Source organism: Legionella navarrensis (genome assembly GCF_052527415.1).
In genome coordinates this window covers 24,719-41,334 of record NZ_JBNVZR010000015.1, presented here as the reverse complement: position 1 = coordinate 41,334, position 16,616 = coordinate 24,719, and the positions used below count along the sequence as shown (strand labels likewise).

The following is a 16,616-nucleotide window of genomic DNA, read 5'->3' as shown; positions in this document are numbered from 1 at the left end:
GATTTAAACCTCGTCTGGTCTGGCCTGATGCCAGTTAGTGAGTTGTTGATACTGATGCGCCACATTAAGCAGACGGGCTTCAGAAAATGGCTTACCCATTAACTGCATGCCGACAGGCAGTCCTTCGCTGAAGCCTGCTGGGATGGACAGCGCGGGCAGGCCAGCCAGATTGGCTGCAACCGTGAACACATCAGCCAGGTAAGCCTGTACGGGATTGTTCAGGGGCTCGCCGATTCGAAACGCCGTTGTGGGGGTGGTGGGACCCAGAATAACATCCACCTGATTAAAGGCTGCAAGCAGTTCCTCCTGAATTAACCGCCGTATTTTAAGTGCCTGAACGTAATAAGCATCGTAGTAGCCAGACGACAGTACATGCGTACCCGTCAAAATACGACGCTTGACCTCGGCGCCAAACGCTTCAGAGCGCGATGCGGTGATCAGTGTTTTGATGGAGTCCTGACGTTTGCTGCGGTAACCAAAGCGCAGGCCATCGTAACGTGATAAATTCGATGAGGCCTCCGCACAGGCTATCACGTAATAACAGGGTACCCAGAGGCGTTGCAGAGACAAATCCATATTAACAAGGACCGCACCTGCCTGAACCAGACTGTCAACTGCCGCCTGAATAAGCTGTTGTATGGCCGGATCAACGTCGTCATCAAAAAAGCAGGAGGGCAGGCCGATGCGTAATCCTTTCAGGGATTGGTTCAGGCTGGCGGAATAATCGGGTACAGGCTGATCAATCGAAGTGGAATCGCGGGGATCAAATCCTGCCATGCTTTGCAGAATCAGAGCCAAATCATCCGCACTGCGGGCCAGCGGACCTGCCTGATCAAGGCTGGACGCATAAGCCACCATGCCAAAGCGTGACAGCAGACCATAGGTGGGCTTGATTCCGGAAATACCGCAGAAAGCCGCCGGCTGTCGAACCGAACCGCCGGTGTCCGAGCCGGTAGCAAAGGGAATCAGTCCGGCGGCGACAGCCGCCGCCGAGCCGCCCGATGAACCACCCGGCACGCGCGTCAGATCCCATGGGTTTTTCACAGGACCAAAATAACTGTTTTCGTTACTTGATCCCATTGCAAATTCGTCCATGTTGGTTTTGCCAAGCGTTATCGCGCCCTCTTGAGCGAGACGTTCAACCACCGTTGCCTGAAAAGGGGACGTAAAGCCGGCCAGCATTTTTGACGCGCAGGTCGTGGGCATGCGTTCCGTGCAGAATAAATCCTTGTGAGCCATTGGCACGCCGGTCAATGCGCGGGCTTCTCCTTTGAGAATCCTTTGATCGGCCAGGCTGGCCTGAGCCAGTGCATGCTCTTCGTCCAGGCTGATAAACGCGTTCAGGACGCTGTGTTTCTGGATGCGTGCGAGATAATGCTGCGTCAGCTCAACGCTGGACAGTTGTTTTTGCTGCAAGGCATGAGTCAGTTCACGTAAGGTCGGCAGCATATCAGTTCCCTGTTTCCATAACCTGAGGCACCCAGTACAGGCCCTCATCAAAATCCGGCGCAATGGCGGCCAGCTGCTGCAGGCAGTCTTCTTCGTCGCTGAGCTCGTCAGGGCGCAGACGCTGATGAAGATGCATAGGGTGCAGCAAGGGCATGACACCCTGAGTGTCGACGTTTTGCAACTGGTCGACAAAATCCATAATGGAACCAATTTCGTGGGTCAGGGCAGCCATATCGTCCGGGCCGGATTCGAGATAGGCCAGTTGAGCAATGGCATGCAATTCGTGTGCGCTGATGGTCATGAGCAGTCTCGCAGTTGAAAGAAGGCGATTATACACAAAAACAGCAAGATAACCCACGCTGAGAAGCAGCTAAAGTAAAGCCCGGGCAAACGACTGGCGACTCGTTTAGCGCTGGCGCCGCTCACATATCCCATATAGAATGAATTCATCATTTTTTACCTGACTTAGAGAGCTGTTATGTTGCAACAAGTGAAAACCGAAGGGGGCGTGCACGTTGAATTCGAACAGCTGGCACTGACCTATGAAAACGCCATCGAGCCCTTACTGGACAAACTGGACTCCCATCGAGGAGCCTTGTTTGCATCGAGTTTTGAATACCCTGGGCGTTACACCTGTTGGGATATCGGCTTTTACAACCCTCCGCTGGCCGTGGTCTGCCGCCATGACGACATCAGCCTGCAGGCGCTGAATCAACGCGGTGAGGAGTTACTGGCTATCATCCGCCCGGCTTTGGAGGCATCGGATAAGCTCACGATTCTGTCAGAGGATGCTCAGCACTGTTGCCTGGGTGTTAACGCATCTGATCAGATTTTCACGGAAGAAGAGCGCAGCCATCAACCCTCGGTGTTTACTGTCATTCGAATGCTGCTGGCCTTGTTTAAATCGCCTGACGAACCTTATCTTGGGCTGTACGGTTCCTTCGGCTACGATCTTATTTTTCAGTTTGAAAAGCTGGCGCGCTGCAAGGAGCGCGATACCAGTCAACGCGACATGGTGCTGTATCTGCCAGATGAAATCTACATCGTCAATCATCGCAAAGAGGAAGCCTTTGTTCGTCGTTACAACTTTCAGTTTCAGGGGCGCAGCACGCAGTCGCTGCCGCGCGAAGGTGAATGGAGGGCCTACACGCCAACGCAGAGGCCCGAAAAATTCTGCGATCACGAAGAGGGCGAGTATGCAGCCCTTGTCAATACGGCTAAAGAGCGCTTTGCCTGCGGAGATTTGTTTGAAGTGGTACCCAGTCAGACATTCTATGCTCATTGTCCGCAACCGCCTTCAGCCATGTTTCGCATGATGCGCGAGAAAAATCCTTCTCCTTATGGCTTTTTTATTAATCTGGGTGAGGGCGAATATCTGGTCGGTGCATCGCCTGAAATGTATGTGAAAGTACAGGGCAACGTGGTAGAAAGCTGCCCAATTTCCGGTACCATCAAACGCGGTGTCGATGCCATCGAAGACGCTCAGAATATTCAGATACTGCTCGATTCCGAAAAGGAAGCGTCGGAGCTGACCATGTGCACGGATGTAGACAGAAATGATAAATCCCGGATTTGTGAGGCAGGCAGCGTCACGGTCGTTGGACGGCGGCAAATTGAAATATACTCGCGTTTAATTCACACCGTTGACCATGTTCAGGGTACTCTGCGCCCTGAATTTGATGCTGTGGATGCCTTTCTTACGCATATGTGGGTAGTCACCGTGACAGGCGCGCCGAAGCTGTGGGCAATGAATTTCATCGAAAAACACGAAAAATCGCCGCGCCGATGGTATGCCGGTGCTGTGGGCTGGTTCGGTTTTAACGGCCATTTGAATACGGGTCTTGTGCTGCGAACCATGCGCATACAGGAAGGCATTGCCGAAATTCGTGTTGGAGCGACTCTGTTATACGACTCTGTCCCCGAAGCCGAAGAAGCAGAAACACGGTTGAAGGCCTCGGCATTTATTGAGCTGTTGCAACCGAAAGCTGACCTTAGCGGCCAATCTGTCGAACGCAGGCAGCCTGGTAAGGAAAAAATGGTTTTGCTGGTTGATCATCAGGACTCCTTCGTGCATACCCTGGCAAACTACCTGCGGCAGACAGGCGCTACCGTGCATACCATCCGCAGTGAGCATGCCATCGCCCGCCTTGAAAAAGAGCATTACGATCTGGTGGTTTTATCGCCCGGCCCCGGCCGGCCAAAGGATTTCAATCTGTCTGCGACAATAGACTCGGTCTTACAGCGGAATATCCCACTGTTTGGGGTCTGTCTCGGCCTGCAGGGCATGGTTGAATATTTCGGCGGCAGCCTTGACGTGCTGCCTTACCCCATGCACGGCAAAGCGTCCACGATTCATGTGCAAAATCACGCACCATTGTTTGATGGACTGGGTGAGCAGTTTACAGCAGGGCGTTATCACTCACTGTTTGCCAGGGAAAAGGATTTTCCAGCGTCACTGCAGGTGACGGCGCGGAGTGAGGATGGCATTATCATGGCCGTTTCACACAGGACCCTGCCCGTTTCTGCGGTGCAGTTTCATCCTGAGACCATTTTATCTCTGTCCAGACAGGCCGGACAGAGAATCATTGATAATCTGATGGCAGCCTTGCCATCCTGACAGGAACAGGGAGTGTTCTGACGATGCGTGAAAGATTATTGCTGATTTACGGGTTGTCTATTGTACTGGGATTGTTGACTGGACTTGCCGGTTCCTGCTTTCAGCTGGTGATTGCCTGGGTCAATAAGGGTATCAGTCAGCTTGTTCAGCTTGCAGCCCTGCATCACGTCGGCGCTCTGGTGGCGACTGCACTGTCGATGAGCATGGTCCTGCTGGCCTGGCTGATGGTGCGTTATCTGGCACCTGAGGCTGCCGGCAGCGGTGTTCAGGAAATTGAAGGGGTGTTATTGCACAAACGCACCCTGTATTGGCGCCGTTTACTGCCCGTCAAGTTCTTCGGCGGCGTACTGGCGCTCAGTGCTAAAATGGTAGCCGGGCGGGAAGGGCCGACCATTCAGATGGGGGCTAATCTGGGCGGGATGCTGGCTGAGTTTTTTCCACTGAAGCGTCGTCGTCGCGATACCCTGATTGCGGCGGGAGCCGCGGCGGGTCTCGCTACAGCGTTTAATGCGCCGCTGGCTGGTGTACTGTTTGTGATTGAGGAAATGCGCAATGAGTTCAATTTCAGTTTCACCAATTTTAAAATGGTGGCCATCTGCTGCGTGATGGCCACCATCACAACCTACCTGTTAATTGGATCGGCACCGGCTATTCCTCTGGCGGTATTTAATGAGCCGGGCGTAGAGTCTCTGTGGTTTTTTTTCCTTTTTGGTCTGGTGGTGGGGGCGGCGGGTCTGCTTTTTAATCAGACGCTGGTTTTCTGGCTGCAGATAACGGATCGATTCAGCCTGCGTGAGCGCGTGTTGTATGTACTGGCCATCGGGGCACTGGTTGGGATTCTTGCCTACTACAATCCATATCTGGTGGGTGGCGGTTATGAGATTATTGAGAAGTTTCTGGCGTTGCCGCCAGCGCTGACCGAGTTGAGTGCCGTTCTGCTGTTTCGATTTGTGGTGACCATGCTGTGTTACGCGACGGGGGTGCCTGGCGGTATTTTCGCACCCATGCTGGCTCTGGGTACCTTGCTTGGGATGGTGTGCTTTTACTTTGTGAACGATGTGGCACCCTGGCTGGGTATCGAGCCCACCATGTTTGCTGTTGCCGGCATGGGCGCCTTGTTTTCAGCGGCTATTCGTTCCCCTTTAACCGGCATTGTGCTGGTGGTTGAAATGACCCGCAATTACAATTTAATCCTGCCATTGATGGTCAGCTGCCTGACGGCGACCATGGTAACGCAAATGGCAAAAAATCAACCCATATACACCCAATTGCTGCGACGTACGCTTGTTTTGGCGCGCAAAAAATAACGAAATTTTGTTTTATCGACTATGATTAAACCAGATGATTATCAAGGAGAGACACCATGAGCGATGTATTCAATAAATTATCGATTCTACTGGCTGATACCTACGCGCTGTATTTAAAAACCCAAAACTACCACTGGCATGTCAAAGGCTCCCAGTTTAAATCGCTGCACAGCTTATTCGAAACGCAATACACAGAGCTCGCCCAGGCGGTTGACGACATAGCCGAACGAATACTGATTATCGGGGGACGTGCTCCAGCAACCTTTAAACAGTTTGATCAGATGAAGCGCATTAAGGATGGTGACTCCAGCTGTACGGCTAACCAGATGGTCAGCGAGCTGGCGGATGATCATGGAACACTGGTGAAGGATTTGAATGTGTCTTTAAAGCTGGCACAGGAACACAATGATGAAGGCACTGTGACCTTGCTGGGTGAGCGAATCGCCGCACATGAGAAAGCGCGCTGGATGCTGAACTCTTCTAAGGAAGTCTGAGTTTATTGTTGTCCCCATCTGTGTGGGGACGACCCAATCATTCTATTTGGGTGATTCCGCGTTCGAGGGAAGGGGCGTTGAGTTGCCGGCAGCCCAGGGCTGTCCCATCTTAATTTGAGCTGAAGTTAATCAGTTGGCACGATCTGCTCCCTTCTCCCTTGAGGGAGAAGGGCTGGGGATGAGGGTAGTGGGGGTGGCACGGCCTGAATAAATACATTGAAATACGGTACTTGATTGGTTTATCCGTCTATTTTTATTAACTAATCGATGGATACAGCAAAGTGAATAAGGATGTTTCCAGCTCATTTGAGTCTCATTTTGGCGTGTTAAATGATCCACGTATTGAGCGGTCTAAATTATATCCACTGTCCGAAATTTTGTTTGTTGTGCTCTCTGGTTCAATTTGTGGAGCTGAAAGCTGGAGAGACTATGTTTTGCTACGAACCAAATATTTGGAAAGCTGTGGATATCGAGTTTTGCGAATATGGAACCATGAGGTTTTTAAAAATATACAGGGAGTGATGGACGGCATTCTTAATTTACTCGAGACTGTACCACACCCACCACCCTCATCCCCAGCCCTTCTCCCTCAAGGGAGAAGGGAGCAGAGCGTCTCAACTGATTAACTTCAGTTCAAATTAAGATGGGCAGCCCTGGCCAGCAGCCCCTGATCATTTTGATTATTTCCCTACATAGGATAATGTGGTGAATCGGCGCTGGAGCAGTCGTGATGCTTTTCACGCTCCGGCCTTGACGCTTTTTCAGCCTCGGGACGAAATATTGAATGCACCAGCAGGTTATTTGATAAACTGTCGGCTGTTTCTTGATCGGGTGTACTGGAGGCAGCCATCGATTTTGTGGCGCTGAGCGGCGCATGCGGACGATTTGGTGTCAACAAACTGACAGGCTGAGTCAGTGATACCAGCTGGTCGTAACCAATATTGGAAATACATATGATTTTTGTATCACCTGTTACAGGCCCTTTACCTTGCAGTGTAGCGCCTGAAAGCACTAGCTGGGACGTTAGTTCAGCCAGCCTGGCCCTTGGTATTGCTATTTCAATGTTGAAACTTCTCCTGTCCCCAGAGATGGAGTTGCAGGTATTGCCAGTTAAATCATAAAACAGCTGGTTGATAAACGCTGTATCGCGTTCGCGTGGATCGACAACCTCAACATGAGGAGGTGTTGCGATGTCGTGCCCGTTGTCAGCGATCAGCTTATGAAGTTTTGCCTTAGCCACAACACTGCCATTCTGTTCAGCAAGCTGATACAGGCGGATTGCTGCTGCCAGATCTCTGTTACCACCCTGACCGTGTTTGTGCATAGAAGCCCTGAATATCATTGCTCCTTTATGTCCGAGCGTTATGGCCCGCTCATAAAGGGCAATCGCGGCGGGATAGTTGCGTTCGCCACCTTCGGCTCTTGTATGCATCAAAGCCCGATTAAACATGGCTCCTTTATGTCCGAGTGTTATGGCCCGCTCATAAAGGACAATCGCGGCTGGATAGTTGCGTTCGCCACCCCGGGCAACAAAATGCATCACAGCCCTGATATTCATGGCGTTTGCATCTCCGAGTGCTATGGCCTGCTCTAACAGAGTAATAGCTGCGGCATAGTTCCGTGAGCCATCTCGAGTGTGTGTATGCATATGAGCCCTGAGAGTCATCGCGTCTGCATTTTTGAGTGCAATGGCCCGCTCTAACAGATCAATAGCTGCGGGATAGTTCCGTAGGCCTCCTGGAGCGCGTTTATGCATATCAGCCCTGAGTGTCATGGCGTTTGTGTTTCCGAGAGCGATCGCCCGCTCTAACAGAGCAATAGCCGCGGGATAGTCCTGCAGGCCTCCTTGAGCGCGTTTATGCATTAGAGCCCTGAGTGTCATGGCGTTTGTGTTTTCGAGTGTTATAGCCTTTTCTAAAAGCGCAATAGCGGCAGGGTAGTTTTGTTCGCCACCCAGGGCCTGTTGATATAAGAGCGCGCGCAAAACCATGGCAGATGAGGAGTTGCGTTGGGCTATGAGCCGCATGCTTTCATCGCATAACTGCGAAACAGCCGTTTCTGTCTGGGATCTGTAGGCGCGGGCTATGTCAATAAATGTCCTCTCATGCTGATAATTTCCTGCAAGGAACTGGCTGCCCAGCTGCTGGATGATTGCATCTTTATCAGGATTAAAAAGAAAAGAACAATTGGATTTTGGTTCATCAGGCAATCGCACCAGACAGCCAGGTACAATGGAGCTACCAGGGGCGGCTTTTTCGGCTGCCAGAGTGTTTTCCGCAGTGCGAATTGTATCCTGGATTTTGGTTTTTATCTGGGAAAGCTTCACTCGAGGCCGGTAAAAAATTGCGTCAAGTAATTCAAGCAATTCCTCTGGCGTCTTCTGGTCATCTGCTTTATACCGACTAATAAGATCAATCATTTCTTTTTCTTCTGGATAAACCAGTTCGTTTGCAAGGCTTTCCAGATGCCCAATTACCTGCCTCTTAACTATTTCCCGATATATCTGTTGCTGGGTGCCGTGTGAACTTGAAGCCATAACAATTCCATGGTGTTTGTTAAAAGGGAATTATTGTAACAGTCAAGCCTTAAGGGAAAATTAAAAAAATATTCATTTTGCAGTTTCCAGGGGATGGTCGTCTGGTTAAGAATATTTTTAATAGACGTGAGCCTGGATTGGGATGGCGTATCTGGATTGTGGATGGCAGGATAGATAATCCTTTGCCTGTGTCCAGTCTAGGCCAGAATTTTTGCTGCTATGCCAGCACTGGATATCTGATAGGAACCGGAGGCAATCTCCTGTCTGAATTGCTCAATGCGCAGCAGGTCCAGTGAGGGGGCTTCCAAAACGGCTTTTTTCAATGCGGCAAGCGATTTTAAATTCAAGCCAAACTGTTCAGGATTAAATGATTGTTGTTCTGGCGCTGGCGATTGACGTCTTGTTTGTTGCCGTTTACGCCTGACTTCGATTATCATACGCTCTTCGACTTCACTCATTATCGTCCCGCCCTGTGGTTAACAAGTTATGTCTAGCTATATCACAGTGTAAATAAAATGTCATCTTTTTTTTCGGGGTATTCATGTTTAAGCAATTACTCCTGCTTTCAGGTATCGGTCTGGCGACAATATCCCATGCTGCCAGCCATAATCCCCAGCAAATATTAGACAGCATTCGTGGCAAATCGGATGAAGGGATGCAGATTGTGCAGTTATTTTGTGCCAATTGCCACGCTTCCAATCCAAAAATCGAACTTGGTGCGCCTAAAATTGGTCAGTTGAGCGATTGGGAGCCAAGGATGAAACAGGGGCTGGACACTCTGCTGCAACACAGCCAGGAGGGTATCGGAGCCATGCCGGCCATGGGGGGATGCTTTGAATGCAGCGATGAGCAGCTGCGCCTGGCGGTTCTTGCGATGCTCCCTGAGCTAATCATAAAGCGCATAAAAAAAACAGAAAGTTAAAAATATTTATCAAAAAGGCTAAACCTATTCCCAATTCTCCCGATACTAAAGAAAAACAGGGAGAAAATGTCATGAAAAAGCAACTGATAGTCGGACCGCTTTGCCTGTTGACGGCCGCTTGCGCGTCAATGGATCGTTCAGTGGCTGTTGTGGACGATGCCGGTTATACACATTACACGGCAAGCATGAGCTCGGATAACAAAGGGAGTAATTATTTCCCAGCGCAGCGCGAAGCGACCGGTCGCAAAGTGTTTGTGTTTGATCCGAAAGCTACAGCCTGGGCAGCTTATGATGCTCAAGGCAACCGGGTAAAAACCGGTAGCGCATCAGGTGGTAAGGATTTCTGTGAGGACGTAGGTCGCCCTTGCCGAACCGTAACCGGTACCTTCCGCGTCTACTCGAAAAAAGGCCCTGACTGTACATCGAGCATTTACCCAATCGAAACGGGCGGCGGTGCGAAAATGCCGTACTGCATGCACTTTTCAGGCGGATACTCCATTCACGCGGCTTACGAAGTGCCCAACTACAACGCCAGTCATGGTTGCGTACGGGTATTGCCCAGTGCTGCTAAATGGCTGAATGAAGACTTTATGGATGTCGGAACGACTGTGATCGTGAAACCTTATTAAACTACTGGGTTGAGTCAAGGCCTAATGGCACTACCTTAAGTAATTTTGGATAAAAATTTACCAATCCTACGTCCCGCGACTTGTTCGCGGGATCCATGAATCTTGCTCTGTGCGTAGATTTCTGGATCCCGCGAACAAGTCGCGGGACGTTGGAGGATAGGATTTTATCCTTAAGGTAGTGCCATTGGGCCAAGGCCCAAACTGCTGCACATTAGGGAGCCTGTTTAGCTGAACTTCAGTTCTCCATCCTTAAAGGTTACATCAATCGTATCGCCTGATTTGAATTTTCCTGTCAGCAATGCCTGAGCCAGAGGATTTTCCAGCTGCTGCTGAATCACCCGTTTCAAAGGCCTTGCTCCATACACGGGATCAAAACCGGCTTCTCCCAGATGCGACAGTGCTTCGGGCTCCACAATCAGGCCAATATCCTGCTGTTGCAGACGTTTTTGCAGGTATTCAATCTGAATGCCCGCGATAGTAGCAATCTGCTCTTTATCCAGGGGGTGGAATACCACCGTATCATCGATGCGGTTGATAAATTCCGGACGGAAATGCTGTGCAACAATGCCCATCACCGCTTCTTTCATCTGATCGTAAGTCACTTTAGACGCCATATCCTGAATCAAATGTGAGCCCAGATTGGATGTCATGACGATGACCGTGTTGCGGAAGTCAACGGTACGGCCCTGGCCATCGGTAAGTCGTCCATCATCCATCACCTGCAGCAGAATATTGAACACGTCTGCGTGGGCTTTTTCCACTTCGTCAAGCAGAATAACGGAGTAGGGCTTACGGCGCACGGCTTCGGTCAGGTATCCGCCTTCTTCATAACCGACATAGCCTGGAGGGGCACCTATCAGTCTGGCTACGGAGTGTTTTTCCATAAATTCAGACATGTCGATACGAATCATAGCCTCACTGGTGTCAAACATAAACGATGCCAGAGCCTTACATAGTTCGGTTTTACCAACGCCTGTGGGGCCAAGAAACAGGAAGGAACCAATAGGGCGATTGGGATCAGACAGACCGGCACGCGAACGGCGAATTGCGTTGGAGACCACGTCCACGGCTTCGTTCTGACCAATCAGACGCTTGTGCAGCTCTTCTTCCATGTGCATCAGTTTGTCTTTTTCACCTTCCAGCATTTTTGCAACAGGAATGCCGGTCCATTTTGAAACGACATCGGCAATTTCCTCCTCGGTTACCTTGTTGCGTACCAGACGGTTGTCCTGACTTTCTGCTTCGAGGACATGCAGTAACTGTTTCTCCAGCTCGGGAATCCGGCCGTACTGCAGTTCCGACATGCGTCCGAGATCGCCGGCACGGCGGGCCGTGTCAAACTCGGCTTTGGCCTGTTCAAGAGATTCCTTGATTTGAGTAGCCCCCTGGAGGCTGGCTTTTTCGGATTTCCAGATTTCTTCCAGATCGTGGTAGTTTTTTTCCAGTTCCTCGATGCTGTGCTGTAGATCCTGCAGGCGTTTTTTCGACGCTTCATCGCTTTCCTTTTTCAGGGCTTCGCGTTCCATTTTGAGCTGAATCAGCCGTCTTTCCAGTCTGTCCATACTTTCGGGTTTGGAGTCAATTTCCATGCGAATCAGACTGCCGGCCTCGTCAATCAGATCAATGGCCTTATCGGGCAGCTGTCTGTCGCTGATATAGCGATGAGAGAGGGTGGCAGCTGCAATGATGGCCGGATCAGTGATTTCTACCCCGTGATGCACTTCATAGCGTTCTTTCAAGCCACGCAGAATAGCAATGGTGTCTTCAACTGTTGGTTCATCAACCAGTACTTTTTGAAAACGGCGCTCAAGAGCTGCGTCTTTTTCAATGTACTGACGGTATTCATCCAGCGTGGTTGCGCCGATGCAGTGAAGTTCTCCACGGGCAAGAGCCGGTTTGAGCATGTTACCGGCATCCATCGCGCCTTCAGCCTTTCCGGCGCCAACCATGGTATGCAGTTCATCAATAAAGAGGATGATCTGACCTTCCTGCTTGCTCAGGTCGTTCAGTACCGCTTTCAATCGCTCCTCGAATTCACCGCGGAATTTCGCGCCAGCAATTAACGCACCCATATCCAGAGAAAGCAGGCGCTTGTTTTTCAGGCCTTCGGGTACTTCACCGTTTATGATACGTTGCGCCAGTCCTTCGACAATGGCGGTTTTACCAACACCAGGCTCTCCAATCAGAACCGGATTGTTTTTGGTACGGCGCTGTAATACCTGAATGGTGCGGCGGATTTCATCGTCACGGCCAATCACCGGATCCAGTTTGCCCTGCTCGGCGCGCTCAGTCAGATCGATGGTGTATTTTTCAAGAGCCTGTCGCTGTTCTTCGGCATTGGCATCGTTGATGCTCTCTCCGCCGCGAACGTCGTCTATCGCTTTTTCAATTGCCTTTTTATCGGCACCGGCTTTTTTGAGCAGCTGGCTTATACCGCCTTCTTCGCTGATGGCCGCCAGCAGGAACAGCTCGCTGGAGATAAAGGCGTCTTTGCGCTGCTGTGCCAGTTTGTCTGTCAGGTTGAGCAAACGATTCAGGGCATTGGATATGTGAACGTCGCCTCCGGTTCCAGTAACGGTTGGCAGTTTGTCCAGAGCCTGATCCAGGAGCGTGCGCAACTGGGTGATGTTGACGCCGGCCTTGGTCAGCAAGGGGCGGCACGTTCCACCCTGCTGATCAATCAGGGCCTTGATTACGTGTTCGGGTTCGATAAAGCTGTTATCGCGTCCCAGTGCCAGGGATTGTGCATCCGCAAGCGCCATTTGAAATTTTGAAGTTAGCTTGTCCATACGCATGGCATGACCTCGTTTAATGACATTAAATACAATTTGATTTACTGACCACCTGACGTAAAATGGGGGCACCTTTGTGAAATACAAGTAACCTTAACAATGAATACTTCACCAGAAGACTCCCAGGCGCTGTTAAACCAGCTGGTCTTTGACTTTATGCAGGAGCAAAGACGAAAAAGACGCTGGCGCTGGGTAAGCCGGATATTATTTATCTTATTGCTGATATTCATTTTTTTCAAGGCAATGACCTTATCTGACCGCGATCTGGATGCAAAAAAAGCGAAGCATATCGGCTTAATTGACGTGAGCGGCGCCATCTTCGACAGTCAGGCTGCGGGCGCAAACAATTTTGTTAAAAGCCTGGATAATGCCTATAAAAGCTCTGGTCTGCAGGCGCTGATTATCCGTATTAACAGCCCTGGCGGCAGCCCGGTTCAGGCAGATTACATGTATAATGCTCTGCAGTATTATCGTAAAACCTATCCGGCGATTAAAGTTCATGCTGTATGCGTCGACATCTGCGCATCCGCGGCCTATTACGTTGCTGCCGCAGCCGATGATATCTATGCCAATGAATCCAGTCTGGTTGGATCCATCGGCGTCTTATACAACGGCTTTGGTTTTGTCGACAGCCTGCAAAAACTGGGTATCACACGGCGTCTGCAGACCGCCGGAGTCAATAAGGGCTTTCTGGATCCGTTTTCTCCGGTAGAACCGGCGCAGGAGCAGTTGCTGCAGGTTATGCTGGATGATATTCATCAGCAGTTTATTGCTAAAGTGAAGCTGGGGCGGGGTGATCGCCTCAAGGTGGACGACCAGACTTTCTCGGGCCTGTTCTGGACGGGAACTCAGGCGAAGGAACGTGGTCTGATTGATGGGTTTGCCAGCACGGGTCAACTGGCGCGTGATGTTATCAGGCTTGAGAAAATGACTGATTATACCTACAAGGAAAGCATGTTTGAGCGTGTGAGTAAGAGCATAGGCACCGCCATCGCAGATCAATTGCCCCTGGCTCTGGGAATCAGGCCGGGTATTACGTCCTGATCAGAGAAAAGGGGTAGCGCCTTTCATTCAGATAAACCCGTGCATCGAAGGGCGAGCGGCTTTTTATTTATGCGGGTTTAAGAAAACCGGGGCAGACTTATGGCTCCCAATTATCAGTCAGCCTCACCCTTATCCCCAGCCCTTCTCCCTGAACACAGGGAGAAGGGAGCACTCTGCTGCCGAATAAAAAATTCAGATAAATCACAAAAGTTCGTGCATCACTCTCATTTTTTTGTTACTATAGTGAGCAGATTTTACATTACTTAACCCCTTTCGGGTTACGCTTTATCTTATTGGAAACCATATGACACAAGAATTGACATGCTTCGCAGACCTGGAATTATCGGATGTTTTACTCAAAGCGCTCTCGGATATGAAGTTTGAAAAACCCTCTCCCGTGCAGGCTCAAACAATCCCTTATTTATTAGACGGTCGCGATGTCATTGCTCAGGCACAAACCGGCACCGGGAAAACCGCTGCCTTTGCGCTGCCTGTTTTGCATAAATTAAATCCCCAGTCCAAGGCGACTCAAGTGCTGGTTATTGCGCCAACGCGCGAGCTGGCCATTCAGGTGGCCTCACAGTTTGAAGCCTTAAGCGTGCATCAGCGTGGAACCACCGTATCCATTCTCTGCGGCGGCCAGGATTACGCCCGGCAGTTGAAGCAGTTGCGCGAAGGCGCTCAGATTGTGGTCGGAACGCCTGGCCGAATCCTCGATCACATCGATCGCGGTACTCTGAAGCTCGACAGCCTGAAAACCTTTGTGATTGACGAAGCCGATGAAATGCTGCGCATGGGCTTTATCGAAGACGTTGAAATGATCCTCTCCAAGCTGCCTGCCGAGAAGCAAATCGCCTTGTTCTCTGCCACCATGCCTTCAAGAATCCGCCAGATTGCCAACAGCTACCTGACGGATCCTGTTTCTGTGCAAATCAAATCAGAAACGGCGACAGTCAAAGCCATTGAACAGCGTTTTCTGTTTGCCTCCCCATTCCAGAAACCGGATGCTCTGCTGAGAACGCTGGCTGTGGAAGAAGCACAGGGGGTTATTGTATTTGTTCGCACCAAAACCAGCGCGGAAGAGGTGGCTGAGCTGTTACAACAGCACGGGCATCGTGCGATGGCTATCCATGGCGACATCACCCAGACTCTGCGTGAGCGCGTTATTGCTCAGTTTCGTCAGGGCGCAATTGATGTGCTGGTTGCCACCGACGTGGCTGCGCGCGGCCTCGATGTTGAGCGTGTGACACACGTCATCAATTACGACGTTCCCCACGACTGCGAAACCTACGTTCACCGTATTGGCCGTACTGGCCGCGCTGGTCGCAGTGGCGTGACCATCCTGTTTATTACCCCTCGTGAATCGCGTATTCTGAACACCATTGAACGCCATACGCGTCAGCAGATTGAAAAGGTTGTGATTCCCAATGATCATATGATTCAGGTTGCCCGTCAGCAACGGTTCATGGCGGATATCAATGCCCGTCTGCAACATGAGAATCTGCCGTCTTATCGCCATATTGTCGAAGAGTATCTGAAACAGAATCCAGAGGTTTCTGCGCTTGACGCAGCGGCGGCACTGGCTTTGCTGATGAACAAAGACATGCCCTGGAAACGTGAAATGCCAGCCATGAAAACACCGGCACGCCCGGCTCGTGACGGCGCCCGCGGCGGTGATTTCAAATCAGCCAAGGGAACCTTTGATCGCGCACGGCCTGCTTTTGACCGCGATAAAAAGCCTTTCCGCGACGATGCGTCACCAAAAGGCTTTCGTGACGATTCACAGCAGGAACTGTTCCGTCTTGATGTTGGCCGTGTGCACGGCGTGAAACCAGGTAATATCGTTGGCGCTATTGCCAATGAGGCCGGCCTGCAAAGCCGCTTCATTACCGGGCTTAAAATCCACGATGATCATTCTACGGTTAAACTGCCAAAAGGCCTGTCGAAAGAAGTATTCCAGGGCCTGCACAAAGCGTGGGTATGTGGTCGACAACTTAAGCTTACCGTCATCGGCTAATCCTCTGTACTGGACAAAAAATCCAGGCCAGCTCCGAGCCTGCTTTGCCGTGGTTCCCCGCCTGCGCGGGGAAGACAAATGACGTGCGGGGAAGGCTAATCATGCGCGGGGCGAGTATGTGATGCGCTGAGCAACACGTCAGGCTCCAGGGCCTGAATACTCTCGACACACAAATGCCGTGGCAGCGGTAATTGCCAATAAGGCAAAACCTCCAAACAGGCTAAAGTGGCTTATGGATGTCCTTGCTGGCTTTTCGGCGCGAGTGTCGCTCGTAAGCGCCCGGCACAGATCCTCAACCAAGTGAGCGGGTCTTATTTTTGGCAACAGGGTGTTTGGTATAATATCGCTTTTAATCAATTCAACACTTTTTGCTACGTCAACGGCGTGCATATGTTCATGCAGACGGACGTAGTGCTCGCAGGTTCGGGCTAATGCTTCTGCGACCAGAGCGGTCAACAGCGTGGCCGGTTCATCTGGCCAGCCAGTCATCCCAAAAGTCTGTTTCCCCTGGTATCGTCCCGGATTGTCCTGGCAGGCAATGCTCTGGTAGTTCTTTTTTGCGTCTTCAATGCCTTTGCTGTCCCGGGCAAGCGACAGAAGCCTGCCGTAAAAGGTTCTTACAAACAACTGTTGGAATGGGGTCATACAAACATCCTTATTCTTTGTGGTTTGACTATGAGAATATGCTCTATGGTTCATGGATGCAATCTGCAAATTTCCGCTCCCTGATGGTCAGGGTTCGGAAGGGGGGGCTGTAAACTGCTATTCTGGACATTTTCATTGATCCAGAGCAGCCGCAGAGACTATAA

General features: G+C 50.8%; 14 protein-coding genes. 8 read left to right on the top strand and 6 right to left on the bottom strand.

From position 1 onward, the window contains the following. Positions 1-3 precede the first annotated feature (3 nt). Together gatA and gatC are read right to left on the bottom strand one after the other, a co-directional pair. The gene (gene gatA, locus ACQUTA_RS09875) at positions 4-1,449 is read right to left on the bottom strand and encodes an Asp-tRNA(Asn)/Glu-tRNA(Gln) amidotransferase subunit GatA (protein WP_444988071.1); all 1,446 of its coding nucleotides are present in this window, start codon (positions 1,447-1,449) and stop codon (positions 4-6) included. A gap of 1 nt (position 1,450) precedes the next feature. Next, complete coding sequence (gene gatC, locus ACQUTA_RS09870; protein ID WP_444988070.1) at positions 1,451-1,750, bottom strand: Asp-tRNA(Asn)/Glu-tRNA(Gln) amidotransferase subunit GatC; 300 nt, start codon at positions 1,748-1,750, stop codon at positions 1,451-1,453. Between the two features lie 177 nt (positions 1,751-1,927). Here gatC and ACQUTA_RS09865 point away from each other — a divergent pair, with 177 nt between their 5' ends. From ACQUTA_RS09865 to ACQUTA_RS09850, 4 genes are all read left to right on the top strand, one after another. Next, entirely contained in the window at positions 1,928-4,066 is a 2,139-nt protein-coding gene (locus ACQUTA_RS09865; RefSeq protein WP_444988069.1) for an anthranilate synthase component I, read from the top strand. 23 nt (positions 4,067-4,089) lie between these two features. Continuing rightward, positions 4,090-5,373 (top strand): H(+)/Cl(-) exchange transporter ClcA, encoded by a 1,284-nt coding sequence (gene clcA / locus ACQUTA_RS09860; protein ID WP_444988068.1) that lies wholly within the window; start codon positions 4,090-4,092, stop codon positions 5,371-5,373. 56 nt (positions 5,374-5,429) lie between these two features. Then, positions 5,430-5,867 (top strand): Dps family protein, encoded by a 438-nt coding sequence (locus ACQUTA_RS09855; RefSeq protein ID WP_444988067.1) that lies wholly within the window; start codon positions 5,430-5,432, stop codon positions 5,865-5,867. Between the two features lie 281 nt (positions 5,868-6,148). Then, on the top strand, positions 6,149-6,493 hold the full coding sequence (locus tag ACQUTA_RS09850; RefSeq protein ID WP_444988066.1) for a transposase family protein: 345 nt from the start codon (positions 6,149-6,151) through the stop codon (positions 6,491-6,493). Between the two features lie 62 nt (positions 6,494-6,555). Here ACQUTA_RS09850 and ACQUTA_RS09845 read toward each other — a convergent pair whose 3' ends face one another. Together ACQUTA_RS09845 and ACQUTA_RS09840 are read right to left on the bottom strand one after the other, a co-directional pair. Beyond that, the gene (locus ACQUTA_RS09845) at positions 6,556-8,403 is read right to left on the bottom strand and encodes a tetratricopeptide repeat protein (RefSeq protein ID WP_444988065.1); all 1,848 of its coding nucleotides are present in this window, start codon (positions 8,401-8,403) and stop codon (positions 6,556-6,558) included. A 197-nt stretch (positions 8,404-8,600) separates the two neighbouring features. Then, positions 8,601-8,861: a flagellar biosynthesis anti-sigma factor FlgM gene (locus tag ACQUTA_RS09840; RefSeq protein WP_444988064.1), complete on the bottom strand. Its 261-nt coding sequence runs from the start codon at positions 8,859-8,861 to the stop codon at positions 8,601-8,603. Positions 8,862-8,944: 83 nt separating this feature from the next. Between ACQUTA_RS09840 and ACQUTA_RS09835 the strand changes: the two genes are divergently transcribed. Together ACQUTA_RS09835 and ACQUTA_RS09830 are read left to right on the top strand one after the other, a co-directional pair. Beyond that, on the top strand, positions 8,945-9,325 hold the full coding sequence (locus ACQUTA_RS09835) for a c-type cytochrome (RefSeq protein WP_444988063.1): 381 nt from the start codon (positions 8,945-8,947) through the stop codon (positions 9,323-9,325). A gap of 71 nt (positions 9,326-9,396) precedes the next feature. Continuing rightward, positions 9,397-9,954 (top strand): L,D-transpeptidase, encoded by a 558-nt coding sequence (locus ACQUTA_RS09830; protein WP_444988062.1) that lies wholly within the window; start codon positions 9,397-9,399, stop codon positions 9,952-9,954. A gap of 224 nt (positions 9,955-10,178) precedes the next feature. On the opposite strand, the gene clpB is transcribed toward ACQUTA_RS09830, so the two are convergent. Next, positions 10,179-12,749: an ATP-dependent chaperone ClpB gene (gene clpB / locus ACQUTA_RS09825; protein WP_444988061.1), complete on the bottom strand. Its 2,571-nt coding sequence runs from the start codon at positions 12,747-12,749 to the stop codon at positions 10,179-10,181. Between the two features lie 240 nt (positions 12,750-12,989). On the opposite strand from clpB, the gene ACQUTA_RS09820 reads away from it, so the two are divergent. Both ACQUTA_RS09820 and ACQUTA_RS09815 read left to right on the top strand, forming a co-directional pair. Continuing rightward, a complete protein-coding gene (locus ACQUTA_RS09820) occupies positions 12,990-13,790 on the top strand; it encodes a S49 family peptidase (protein WP_444988114.1) in 801 nt (266 codons plus the stop codon). A gap of 304 nt (positions 13,791-14,094) precedes the next feature. Further along, on the top strand, positions 14,095-15,807 hold the full coding sequence (locus ACQUTA_RS09815) for a DEAD/DEAH box helicase (protein WP_444988060.1): 1,713 nt from the start codon (positions 14,095-14,097) through the stop codon (positions 15,805-15,807). 138 nt (positions 15,808-15,945) lie between these two features. Here the strand turns inward: ACQUTA_RS09815 and ACQUTA_RS09810 are convergent, their stop codons facing one another. After that, entirely contained in the window at positions 15,946-16,452 is a 507-nt protein-coding gene (locus tag ACQUTA_RS09810; protein ID WP_444988059.1) for a hypothetical protein, read from the bottom strand. Between the last annotated feature and the right edge of the window lie 164 nt (positions 16,453-16,616).